The 10,140-nt window shown below is 38.2% G+C and carries 16 protein-coding genes; 6 read left to right on the top strand and 10 right to left on the bottom strand.

The window, feature by feature from the left end:
- From aat to AC6F75_RS07440, 6 genes are all read right to left on the bottom strand, one after another.
- The coding region (gene aat / locus AC6F75_RS07465; RefSeq protein WP_500714350.1) for a leucyl/phenylalanyl-tRNA--protein transferase at window positions 1-547 on the bottom strand (547 nt) is incomplete at its 3' end.
- Between the two features lies 1 nt (window position 548).
- A complete protein-coding gene (locus tag AC6F75_RS07460) occupies window positions 549-1,922 on the bottom strand; it encodes a TIGR00366 family protein (RefSeq protein ID WP_500714349.1) in 1,374 nt (457 codons plus the stop codon).
- Between the two features lie 15 nt (window positions 1,923-1,937).
- The gene (locus AC6F75_RS07455; RefSeq protein WP_500714347.1) at window positions 1,938-2,219 is read right to left on the bottom strand and encodes a Txe/YoeB family addiction module toxin; all 282 of its coding nucleotides are present in this window, start codon (window positions 2,217-2,219) and stop codon (window positions 1,938-1,940) included.
- Complete coding sequence (locus AC6F75_RS07450; RefSeq protein WP_500714346.1) at window positions 2,195-2,449, bottom strand: type II toxin-antitoxin system Phd/YefM family antitoxin; 255 nt, start codon at window positions 2,447-2,449, stop codon at window positions 2,195-2,197. Before AC6F75_RS07450 ends, AC6F75_RS07455 begins: the two co-directional genes overlap by 25 nt.
- Before the next feature lie 93 nt (window positions 2,450-2,542).
- A complete protein-coding gene (locus AC6F75_RS07445; protein WP_500714345.1) occupies window positions 2,543-2,917 on the bottom strand; it encodes a DUF3127 domain-containing protein in 375 nt (124 codons plus the stop codon).
- A gap of 3 nt (window positions 2,918-2,920) precedes the next feature.
- Complete coding sequence (locus AC6F75_RS07440; RefSeq protein WP_500714344.1) at window positions 2,921-3,796, bottom strand: flavin reductase; 876 nt, start codon at window positions 3,794-3,796, stop codon at window positions 2,921-2,923.
- 111 nt (window positions 3,797-3,907) lie between these two features.
- Between AC6F75_RS07440 and AC6F75_RS07435 the strand changes: the two genes are divergently transcribed.
- Window positions 3,908-5,059, top strand: a complete 1,152-nt coding sequence (locus tag AC6F75_RS07435) for an ATP-binding protein (RefSeq protein ID WP_500714343.1) — start codon at window positions 3,908-3,910, stop codon at window positions 5,057-5,059.
- Here AC6F75_RS07435 and AC6F75_RS07430 read toward each other — a convergent pair.
- Window positions 5,032-5,466 (bottom strand): thioesterase family protein, encoded by a 435-nt coding sequence (locus AC6F75_RS07430; RefSeq protein ID WP_500714342.1) that lies wholly within the window; start codon window positions 5,464-5,466, stop codon window positions 5,032-5,034. The two genes, AC6F75_RS07435 and AC6F75_RS07430, sit on opposite strands and share 28 nt — an antisense overlap.
- Complete coding sequence (locus tag AC6F75_RS07425; RefSeq protein ID WP_500714341.1) at window positions 5,463-5,852, bottom strand: HIT domain-containing protein; 390 nt, start codon at window positions 5,850-5,852, stop codon at window positions 5,463-5,465. The genes AC6F75_RS07430 and AC6F75_RS07425 overlap by 4 nt, the downstream gene beginning before the upstream one ends.
- A gap of 82 nt (window positions 5,853-5,934) precedes the next feature.
- Here AC6F75_RS07425 and AC6F75_RS07420 point away from each other — a divergent pair, with 82 nt between their 5' ends.
- Window positions 5,935-6,171 carry a hypothetical protein gene (locus AC6F75_RS07420; RefSeq protein ID WP_500714340.1) on the top strand — a complete coding sequence of 79 codons (237 nt, stop codon included), beginning with the start codon at window positions 5,935-5,937 and terminating at the stop codon, window positions 6,169-6,171.
- Entirely contained in the window at window positions 6,153-6,461 is a 309-nt protein-coding gene (locus AC6F75_RS07415; protein ID WP_500714339.1) for a type II toxin-antitoxin system RelE/ParE family toxin, read from the top strand. The genes AC6F75_RS07420 and AC6F75_RS07415 overlap by 19 nt, the downstream gene beginning before the upstream one ends.
- Window positions 6,462-6,463: 2 nt before the next feature.
- Here the strand turns inward: AC6F75_RS07415 and greA are convergent, their stop codons facing one another.
- The gene (gene greA, locus AC6F75_RS07410; RefSeq protein ID WP_500714338.1) at window positions 6,464-6,940 is read right to left on the bottom strand and encodes a transcription elongation factor GreA; all 477 of its coding nucleotides are present in this window, start codon (window positions 6,938-6,940) and stop codon (window positions 6,464-6,466) included.
- A gap of 159 nt (window positions 6,941-7,099) precedes the next feature.
- On the opposite strand from greA, the gene AC6F75_RS07405 reads away from it, so the two are divergent.
- The 3 genes from AC6F75_RS07405 to AC6F75_RS07395 all read left to right on the top strand — a co-directional run bounded on the left by AC6F75_RS07405 (window position 7,100) and on the right by AC6F75_RS07395 (window position 8,209).
- Entirely contained in the window at window positions 7,100-7,531 is a 432-nt protein-coding gene (locus AC6F75_RS07405) for a hypothetical protein (RefSeq protein WP_500714337.1), read from the top strand.
- Between the two features lie 142 nt (window positions 7,532-7,673).
- Window positions 7,674-7,916 carry a hypothetical protein gene (locus AC6F75_RS07400; protein ID WP_500714336.1) on the top strand — a complete coding sequence of 81 codons (243 nt, stop codon included), beginning with the start codon at window positions 7,674-7,676 and terminating at the stop codon, window positions 7,914-7,916.
- Window positions 7,898-8,209: a type II toxin-antitoxin system RelE/ParE family toxin gene (locus AC6F75_RS07395; RefSeq protein WP_500714335.1), complete on the top strand. Its 312-nt coding sequence runs from the start codon at window positions 7,898-7,900 to the stop codon at window positions 8,207-8,209. The genes AC6F75_RS07400 and AC6F75_RS07395 overlap by 19 nt, the downstream gene beginning before the upstream one ends.
- Window positions 8,210-8,320: 111 nt before the next feature.
- Here AC6F75_RS07395 and AC6F75_RS07390 read toward each other — a convergent pair.
- Window positions 8,321-10,140, bottom strand: a 1,820-nt coding sequence (locus AC6F75_RS07390) for an ELWxxDGT repeat protein (RefSeq protein ID WP_500714334.1), incomplete at its 5' end; no start/stop codon positions are given.

Raw genomic sequence — 10,140 nt, 5'->3', positions numbered from 1 at the left:
TGTAATTTTGGGCTTTTAAAAGTTCAACCAGATGATAAAAGGCCACTTTTGAAGCATCGGTGACTTTGTAAAACATACTTTCACCACAAAAAACACCCTTTTCAGGCAAATCAATTCCATAGAGTCCGCCTACTAATTTTTCATTTTGCCAGACTTCAACTGAAATGGCCTGTCCTTCTTTGTTTAATTCAACATAGGCATCAATCATTTCCTGTGTAATCCAGGTGCCATCTTGGTCAATCCTTTTTATTAGCGCACACTCCTGAATCACTTCCGCGAAAGCGGTATTAAATGTTACCTGAAACTCGCCAGATGTAATGTTTTTCTTTAAGCTTTTGGAAACCTTAAATTGGTCTAAAAACAAAACCATTCTCGGGTCAGGACTCCACCAAAGCACGGGTTGACCTTCACTGTACCACGGGAAAATCCCTGAATTGTAGGCCTCGAGTAATCTTTCTGTGGTGAGATTTCCCCCTACAGCTAACAATCCGTCCTCATTGGCTAATGAAACATCGGGAAATGGACTATTATCTTGTAGAAAAATCATTTTAGAAAAGTAACAAACCTGCCAAATAAACACAAGTGCCTATCATCATTAATATTACGGTATATGGTAATATTTCTTTCGCTTTAAGCTTTGTAATGGCCAGCAACGGCAGTGCCCAGAAAGGTTGCAGCATATTGGTAATCTGATCGCCATAAGACAAGGCCATCACCATTTTGGGCAGGGAAACATCCAGTTGAAGTGCCGCATCTATAATGATGGGACCTTGCAATGCCCATTGTCCGCCTCCGCTGGGCACAAAAATATTAACCAGTCCGGCACTGAAGAATGTGAATAGCGGCAGTGTGGTTTCATTTGAAAAATTGATAAAAAAGTTACTGATCATCGTGACCATTCCGGCATCTTTCATAATGCCCATTATCCCAAAATAGAGCGGAAACTGTATCAAAATTCCCGAAGCCCCTGAGATGGCTTCACCCAGCGCATTGGCATAACTTTTAAAACTGCCATGTAAAACGATGCCCAGCCCGAGCATAAAAAAGTTCAGCATATTGGGTGTGATGATTAATGATTTTAATGCTTCAAAATATTGAATAATAAAGGCCAAAAGCAAAAGCCCTCCAAAAGTTACAGCGGCAATTTTTGAATTTTCAATTCGGTTTGTTGTTGTATTTTCTTCATTATCTGGAGTTGGTTTATTTTGAGTTAAATTAACCGGTTTGGTGCCAGATTTTTTAGCCAAAAAATAAAGGCTTAATGGAATGACAATCATTAAAACCCCAAAAATAAGGAGGTTCCACCAACTCAACACCGTTTCGCCGGTACTGATTAAATTGGGGAGTTGTGCTGTCATATCTGTTGAACCAATACCCTGCATTAATGCCTGAATATGTCCTTCTTCTGCCACTTTAAGAGGTGCTGAACCGCTAATGCCCCCATGCCAGATCATCAACCCCACATAGCCGGATGCGCCCACCAACGGATAATTGATGGCAAAACCTCTTTTCAAAGAAGCATCAGCCACTTTTCTGGCCATAATTGCTCCAAAAATCAATCCCAATCCCCAGTTGAAAAAGGCCACCAGCATAGTGGTAACACTCACCAGTATAACAGCACTTGTAGTAGAATGGACGTGATTTGTCAGCAAATCTGTGAGTTTGCTCATTGGTTTGCTCAACACCAAAATGTGTCCCAAAACCAAAATGAGCATCATTTGGTAGCCAAACACCAGTAAATCGTTGTTCCATATGCCTTTTTCCCAGAATTTCATGACAGAAACAAAACGCGATTCAGAAGTGGTAAAGTCACCAAAAACCAAAGCGAGCACGATGGTCAAAACAGTAAGGAATACTGCAATGACAAAAGGTGAGGGAATTATTTTTTCAAATGCGTTTTCGAGGGTTTTGGTAAAAGCCATACTTTTTGATTGAGTTTATTTATCCTCATAATGACCTAAGGCACTCAATATTATTATTAATATCTCAGACTCCTGAACCTCATAAACCATCCGGTCTTTTTTATTGATTCTTCGTGACCAGATGTTTTTGGAAAAATACTTCAGTCTTTCGGGCTTCCCGGTTCCTGAATAGGGTGTTTCTGAAATTTCTTTAATAATTATTTCAACTTTTTTTATGACTGATTTATTTCCGGAAAGAAATATTTTTTTAAGATCTTGCTGAGCAGTTTTTGTTATTCTGACAATATACTTTCCCATATATTCTCAGGATTTACGGTTTTGTAATCACCGGTTTCACTCTCTTCCATCGCTAAAGAAATTTTTTCAATAAAATCTTTTGAGTATGGGGTTTCTTTATCCACATACTCTGTGGGCACGAGAGCTATGGATTTACCTTTACTGCGGTGAATAATTACTTTTTCACGCTGGGCAATGTCTAAATATTTTTTTAGGTTTTTTCTAAAATCAGAAATATTAACCGTAATCATATACTATTTTTATTTACAAATGTACAAAATTATGTACAGAAAAATCAATTACAAAAAAAGCGCAGCTTTAACTGCGCTTACTTGCTTTATCTTTTAAAAGGGCAAATCATCGTTATCTTCCTCATTCAAATCGTTTACGGGTTCAAAGGCATCTGCCGGGGGCATTGGGGGTAAATCAGTTGCCGTGTTGGTTTCAGCCGCTTCTATTCGCCAGCCTTGAATCGAGTTGAAGTATTTGGTTTCCCCTTGAGGATTGACCCACTCACGACCCCTGAGGTTGATACTTATTTTTACATTTTGACCCACACTGTAATTGTTCAATAAATCTGTTTTGTCCTGAACAAATTCAACCATAATGTGTTGTGGATATTGTTCTTCTGTAGTGACAACAATTTCCCTTTTTCTAAAACCATTGTTGCCAAAGGTTTGTGTTTCACCTATCATTTTGATTTTTCCTTGTACTTCCATGTCTTAAATTTTTGCGAGTAGCACCTTCCATGCAGAGGAGGTGTCTCCGTTTTGTAAAAAGTTTTGTGCTAATTTATGAATTTCGTCGGTATCTGAAGAACTTAAAACGGTTCTTACCTTAATATTTTTTGAAACAAATTCTTTTATTTCTTCCTCTGAAGGAATTTGCTCAATATTGCCGAGCATCCCCAAATCGTTTCCGGTTAGTACGGTGCTTGATTTAATTTCGTCCGGGATTCTATCGACGCCAATTCCCAATGTTGATAATGGTTTTGGAACTTCAAACATTCCCATATTTGAACGACTGTACCAGTTTCCGCCCATACGGGCAACGGTATCAATTTTATATTGGTCTATGATTTGGTTTTCGTCAAGTATGTTTTCGTCAATGTGCAATTTAACCACTTCACAAATCACCAGGTTGCCTGCACCGCCTTCTTTGCCTAATTGAACCACGTCATTCACCACACACTCAAACTGCACCGGGCTTTCGGCCACACGCGGTGGTTTTACCTTTTCTGAAGGAATGGGAGTCAGGCCTGCTTTCAAAAATTCGTTGACGCCCTTAGGGTATTCGGTAGAAGAAAGTGACATTTGTTGCACCATGGCATAGTTGACTATGTTGATGACCACTTCTTTTACTTCGAGCACATTTTCATAAGTGTGTTTGGTGGTGTTGTCCCTTCCGCGCCTTGCCGGCGAAAATATTAAAATGGGGGGGTTGGCACTAAACACATTAAAAAAACTGAATGGCGATAAATTCACTTTTCCTTTTTTGTCAATTGTACTTGCAAATGCAATGGGCCTGGGCGTTACCGCTCCCAGCAAGTAGCCGTGTAATCTTCCTGTTGAAAGGTCTTTTGGGTCAAATGAAATCATAAAAACAAAGGTAACGAAAGTGATAAAAATGACTTCAATTTGTCACTTTAATTTATAAACACAATTATTTAGAGGGTTTTCTGTTATATTTAGCGGTAAAATAACTCCGGTATGCAAAACGAGAGAAATTATTTCAGGGTGGTCTTTGTGCTGCTTTCTTTGGTTACGGTAACCATCATTCTCTGGAATACATACATATTTTTCAACGAGTTGAAAGAAAATGAACGAAATAAAATGGAGCTGCTTGCTGCAGCTTATGCCGAATTGCTCCGAGATGACAATCTTGACACCAACGTTACCCAGCTTGCTTTTGAAATTATAAGAAGCAATACAAATACACCCATGATTATGCATAGTTATGCCTCAAACGACTATGATTTGATCAATCTGCCTGTGGAATATGAAAATGATGTCAACAAGATTGAGTCGCTGATTGAGACATTTAGATCGCAATATGAGCCGATAGATGTCGCGCACGAAGACGAAGTTTTCAGTACTATTTATTACGGAAATTCCAGAATAATCAACAAACTCAAATACTATCCCGCAGCCATTATCATTATGATTGTATTGTTTGTTGGGGTGGTCTATTTCTTTTTCAGGACCCGAAAAGCCGCAGAGCAAAACAGACTGTGGGCAGGTATGGCCAAGGAAACCGCACATCAAATAGGCACACCCTTATCATCACTTATTGGATGGACAGAAATTTTAAAATCTGAAAAGGTCAATCCTGAATACATAATGGAAATGGAAAAAGACATTTTCAGGTTGCAAACCATAACCGACCGGTTTTCAAAAATTGGCTCCATGCCGGTGTTGAATAAAAAAGATGTGGTTCAGGAAACAATCAATTCTTTTGATTATTTAGAAGCCCGAAGTTCAAAACTCATCAAGTTTCACATTGAAACCCCCGATAAACCCATTTATGTCAAATTAAACAAACAACTCTTTAGCTGGGCCATTGAGAATTTGGTGAAAAATGCAATCGACGCTATGAAGGGCAAAGGTACTGTGACCATTTCAATAACTAAGAATACCCGATATGTTCACATTTTGGTAAGTGATACCGGTAAAGGCATTCCGAAGAAAGATTTTCAGAAAATATTTAAACCCGGGTTTACAACCAAAAAACGCGGCTGGGGATTAGGACTTTCATTAACCAGACGGATTATTGAAGACTATCACGATGGAAAAATCAAGGTGAAAGGGTCAGTAAAAGGCAAGGGAGCTGTATTTCAGATTTCTTTGCGCTTGCTGGAATAGTTTTCAAAGATTTTCCTTAAATCAGCAGGGATTTGATAAGTTTTTTCAGTATTGAAATCAAAGCAGACGGCTATATCACGGACTTCAATGCACACTTCTCCTTTTTCGTTAAGGATAAAATGCTCCAATGAAAAGCTACTGTTTTTAATGAAACCTACCCTTGATTTTATGGTGATGTTTCCGGGATAAAACAGCGACTTTTTAAAATCCACTTTTGAAGAAACCAGCATCGGGCCGCGATTGGTTTCCTTATAACTTTTATACAGACCTGATTTTTCCCAAATATTCACCCGCGCCGATTGCAAGTAGCGAATGATGTTTACATTGTTCACGTGTTCATACACATCCAGGTCGCTCCAGTCAATGCGGAGTTTGATTTCCAGTGGAAAGTCATTTAAATCTGTCATAGCTCGGCTTGAATTTTAGCGGCAAGCTGTTTAAATTCTTCAGCGGAAAGTATAACTTTTTTACTGAAATCCATATCGTTCATCTGATTGAGCGGGATGAGGTGCACGTGCACGTGTGGCACTTCCAGACCAATCACGGCAACACCCACCCGTTTACAAGAGACGGTTTTTTCAAGCGCTTTTGCTACTTTTCGGGAAAACTGCATCAGGTTGAGGTAGGTGTTTTCGTCAAGGTCAAACAATTTATCGACTTCCACTTTTGGGACGCACAAGGTGTGACCCTTAGCATTGGGATTAATATCCAGAAAAGCAATGAAGTTTTCGTCTTCCGCCACTTTGTAACAAGGGATTTCTCCTTTGATGATTTTTGTGAAAATGGTAGGCATGATTTTTTTGATTAAAATTTTTAAAAACTGAAGGAGCGTTTATATTAAAAGCGTAAATTTGAAATAGTTAAAAGGTTAAATTATGTCAACAGCAGAACTAAAATTAAAAGTTATAAACCGTATAACAAATATAACAGATAATAATTTGTTAGAGCAAATTCATCGCTTAATTGACTTTGAACTTAAAAATGATGTTTATGAATTAAGTGAAGAACAAACCCAAAGAATCGCTGAAGCCAAAGAAGAGTATCAAAAGGGAGAAACACTTACTAATGAAGAGGCTATAAAAGAAATTGAAAAATGGCTCAACGAAAAATAACGTGGACGAAAACAGCTATTTTTGAAAAGAAAGAAATCCTTGAGTATTGGATAAACAGAAATAAATCAAAAACTTATAGTTTAAAACTCAACCAACTTTTTATTGCTGAACTGAAGACGCTCTCCTTAAATCCTGAAATAGGGAAAAAGACAAAACATGAAAATATCAGAGCAAGAATTATCCGGGATTACTTGTTATTCTATGAAATTTTAGAAAATGAATTGGTTGTCTTGTCAATTTGGGACAGTAGGAGAAATCCTGATGAATTTAAAATTAAAAAAAGGGATTAAAACTAATCCCTAGATATCTCAAGAATCTCAAACGTTACCGTTCCGTTGGGTACTTCAATTTCTGCAGTATCGCCCACTTTTTTGCCAAGCAATCCTTTCCCGATGGGAGAGTCCACCGAAATTTTTCCGGCTTTCAGGTCGGCTTCGCTTTGGGCTACCAACTTGTAGGTCATTTGCATATTGTTAGCCACGTTTTTAATCTTGACGGTAGAATGTACCAGAACTTTTGAAGTGTCCAGTTGTGACTCGTCTATCAATCGTGCATTGGCAACAACCTCTTCCATTTTGGAAATGCGTAGTTCCAGCATGCCTTGTGCTTCTTTGGCTGCATCATATTCGGCGTTTTCTGACAGGTCGCCTTTATCGCGGGCATCGGCTATGGCTTGTGAGGCTTTTGGGCGCTCCACATCTCTCAAATAGTCCAGCTCGTCCCTTAATTTTTTAAGTCCTTCAGCAGTGTAATAAGATACTTTACTCATAACATCATCGTTTTATAAAATATAAAGAATCCCGCCAACCTGAACTTTTGTTCAAACGCGGGAACTAAAAAATCCCATTTGCAACGGGATTCAGCACAAATATACGAAAAATTTAATTGCTTTTGATTTTATCGTAAATTGCACAACTATTTAAACGCTATGAAAAAACTTGGTGCCATTTTTATTTGTTTTCTATTGCTTTCCTGCAACAGTGATGATAATGTAAACAGAAACAATCCTTATTTGATTGACCCGCTGGTGAACTTGCAACTGGACTTGAGTTTGCCTCAATACAATTTATTGAACTTCCCCGGAAACAGTATAGTAATCAACTCACAAGGAATCAGGGGCATAGTTGTTTATAACATTGACAACAATCAATATTCTGCTATGGAAATTACAGACCCCAACCACATACCCAACAATTGCTCAACGATGAATATTGTTGGCATTGAAGCTACCTGCACCTGCCCAGATGATGAGAATAAATACAACATTGTTACCGGACAGCATATGACCAACCCCAACCTTTACCCGATGCAGCGCTACCGGGCTGTGAGGAGTGGGAATGTGATTAGTATTACTAATTGATTATTTGGTATTGAGTTAGGTGGGAGTATCTATACTTGAAGCAAACAATAGAATCTGTAAATTAGTCCGGAACAAACAGCTTGTACAACATTAGGAAAAAACGATAAAATTTACGAAATTTAAAATCTAAATTTGAATTAAAATGGCAACAGTTGACAACATAAGAAATAGGTTGATTGATAAAATCCTTTCCATTAAAAACAAAGCATTTTTAGAAGCCCTGGATAAACTGATTTCCTCAAGTGCGTCTGAATCTGACATTGTGGAACTGACCGATGAGCAAAAAATAATGTTGGAAATGAGCGAACAGGACATCAAAACCGGAAAACTTATTTCGCAAGAAGCTATGGACAAAAGGAATCTTGAATGGTTAAACGCAATGTAATATGGACAAGAACAGCCGACATTCAATTTGTTGGAATTTTAGAATATTGGGTTAGAAGAAATAAGTCAAATACCTATTCAAAAAAGCTTGTAAAGTTAGTTTCTGAGAGAACCAAACAAATTGCGGAAAATCCATTTATCTATAAATCAACTGATTTTAAAGACACAAGAGTGGCATCACTGGGTAATTTTAGTATCTATTATAAAATTACCAATGAACAAATTATAGTTTCTGCATTTTGGGACAACCGACAAAACCCTAAAAATCTTTTAAAAATATTACAAAACAAATGATAAGGTTGCATAAACTGACGATAATCTATGGCTTCTACTCGCCCTTCCCAAAAACCTCTAAAAGGCTTATGAGTATCTATACATGAACCCAACTTTTGACCCGTCGTTGTATTACTTTTTTATTATTTTATGTGTTTCTTCCCATCCCAATCCTGATATTTTGACAAAATAAACCCCGGCATTCATCATAGAAAAATCAATTGTTGCTGGTTGATGGAGGGTGTTTTGAAAAAATTGGGAAACCAATAACTGCCCTTGCAGGTTATATACTTCAGCTTTTTCTACCGGTACATCAGCAGTGATAAATAGCTTGGTTGCTGTTGGGTTAGGGTAGAACGCAAAGTTTTTGGATTGGGGCGAGTCAATAGATAACGGTAGAGTAGAGAGTTTATAGGGTTCGTGACCATAGGAATGGTCATAATTAGCAAGGTAGTATAAATTGTCCTCAAACACAAAAGGAGGTAAATCTACCAATGGAAAGGTTTCTGTAGTGCCGCTGACGGTAATCATTTCAGTACCGTTTTGAGTGCCATCTGTGACCCACAGGTTATAACTGTCTTCAAGGGTACTTGTATAATAACTAGAATAATAAAAATATAGATAACCGTTAGCTTCGGTGAAATAATGTATATCGCCGCCCTCTGGACCTGGATTTAGGTCACTTAACATATACGTACCGGATTGGGAACCATCACTTACCCATAATTCACCGCCGTGCATACTGTCATCTGCAACAAAATATAAATTGCCTTTGTATTTAGAAAACCTGAAATATTGCCCACTACTAGCGGCACCGGGATTAATATCCATAAACAATCCCGTACCTGATGCCGTGCCATCACTTACCCAAATTTCCCTGCCATAAATACTGTTGGTTGCAACAAAAAAAATATTTCCGTTATATTCATTCATCTCCAAAGGAAAACTACTATCAGGGCCGGGATTGATATCTTTAAACAAAATTGTCCCTGTTTGTGTGCCATCAGTTACCCACAGTTCTTCACCGTGGATACCATCATTAGATCGAAAATATAACAAACCATTAAAACCAAAAGTAATTATGCTATTTAAGATATAAGGGCTACCTGGCCCGGGGTAAATGTCTTTCAGCAAAAAAGTCCCCGATGCAGTTCCGTCAGATACCCAGAGTTCATTGCCGTGAACCCCGTTATCAGCCATAAAATACAATTTATTATTAAAATTTTCAACATATGTCCATGCAGCCATCGAAGAAGATGATCCCGGATACATATCCTTCACCATATAGGTTCCTGCTACTGTGCCATCGGTTACCCAAAGTTCACGGCCGTGCACACCGTTATCTGCACTAAAAAAAAGTTTCCCGTTTGATTTCACAAAATTAGAAGGAGCACTACCTCCATTTCCCGGATTTATGTCCAGAAACAATTGGGTTCCTACCTCAGTTCCGTCTGTGACCCATAGTTCATGACCGGTTGTACCATTTTCTGCCGAAAAATACAACATACCATTATATTCTTTAAAATATTTTGCATAAGAACCGCCATTGCCCGGATTTATGTCTTTAAGAATTGTTGTCCCTGATGCTGTTCCGTCTGTGACACAAAGTTCATGGCCGTGAATACCATTATTGGCAGGAAAATATAATTTTCCGTTGAATTCTACGCGCTCATAAACTTCGGTATATTCCAATCCTGAGTTAAAATCTTTTAGACCCTCTGTTCCAGCTTCTGTGCCATCGCTGACATACAAATTGCCCATATTATCTATAAAATAAAGTTTACCATTATATTCCATAAAGTCTATTGCCCAAGAACCATTCGGGCCCGGGTTAATGTCCTTTAATAATTCCGGTTCTGCGTGTTGAGCGCTCAGGGTTTGTGGTGTCAGGTGCAGGGCACCACATAGAAATAAAATCAGTATTTGCTGTAGGTAAGTAAATTTTTTTATCA

The sequence above is a fragment of the Planktosalinus sp. genome (assembly GCF_059864935.1).
The sequence above is the reverse complement of the archived record's forward strand: the minus strand, read 5'-3'. Positions and strand labels throughout refer to the sequence as shown.

Excerpts from the sequence above, each read along its gene's own strand:
- AC6F75_RS07400 (WP_500714336.1), top strand. The coding sequence starts at position 7,674 with ATGGCAACAGTTGACAACATAAGAAATAGGTTGATTGATAAAATCCTT.
- AC6F75_RS07415 (WP_500714339.1), top strand. The coding sequence starts at position 6,153 with ATGGCTCAACGAAAAATAACGTGGACGAAAACAGCTATTTTTGAAAAG.
- AC6F75_RS07460 (WP_500714349.1), bottom strand. The coding sequence starts at position 1,922 with ATGGCTTTTACCAAAACCCTCGAAAACGCATTTGAAAAAATAATTCCC.
- AC6F75_RS07440 (WP_500714344.1), bottom strand. The coding sequence starts at position 3,796 with ATGATTTCATTTGACCCAAAAGACCTTTCAACAGGAAGATTACACGGC.
- greA (WP_500714338.1), bottom strand. The coding sequence starts at position 6,940 with ATGAGTAAAGTATCTTATTACACTGCTGAAGGACTTAAAAAATTAAGG.
- AC6F75_RS07425 (WP_500714341.1), bottom strand. The coding sequence starts at position 5,852 with ATGCCTACCATTTTCACAAAAATCATCAAAGGAGAAATCCCTTGTTAC.
- AC6F75_RS07405 (WP_500714337.1), top strand. The coding sequence starts at position 7,100 with ATGAAAAAACTTGGTGCCATTTTTATTTGTTTTCTATTGCTTTCCTGC.
- AC6F75_RS07445 (WP_500714345.1), bottom strand. The coding sequence starts at position 2,917 with ATGGAAGTACAAGGAAAAATCAAAATGATAGGTGAAACACAAACCTTT.
- AC6F75_RS07435 (WP_500714343.1), top strand. The coding sequence starts at position 3,908 with ATGCAAAACGAGAGAAATTATTTCAGGGTGGTCTTTGTGCTGCTTTCT.
- AC6F75_RS07430 (WP_500714342.1), bottom strand. The coding sequence starts at position 5,466 with ATGACAGATTTAAATGACTTTCCACTGGAAATCAAACTCCGCATTGAC.
- AC6F75_RS07455 (WP_500714347.1), bottom strand. The coding sequence starts at position 2,219 with ATGGGAAAGTATATTGTCAGAATAACAAAAACTGCTCAGCAAGATCTT.
- AC6F75_RS07395 (WP_500714335.1), top strand. The coding sequence starts at position 7,898 with ATGGTTAAACGCAATGTAATATGGACAAGAACAGCCGACATTCAATTT.
- AC6F75_RS07420 (WP_500714340.1), top strand. The coding sequence starts at position 5,935 with ATGTCAACAGCAGAACTAAAATTAAAAGTTATAAACCGTATAACAAAT.
- AC6F75_RS07450 (WP_500714346.1), bottom strand. The coding sequence starts at position 2,449 with ATGATTACGGTTAATATTTCTGATTTTAGAAAAAACCTAAAAAAATAT.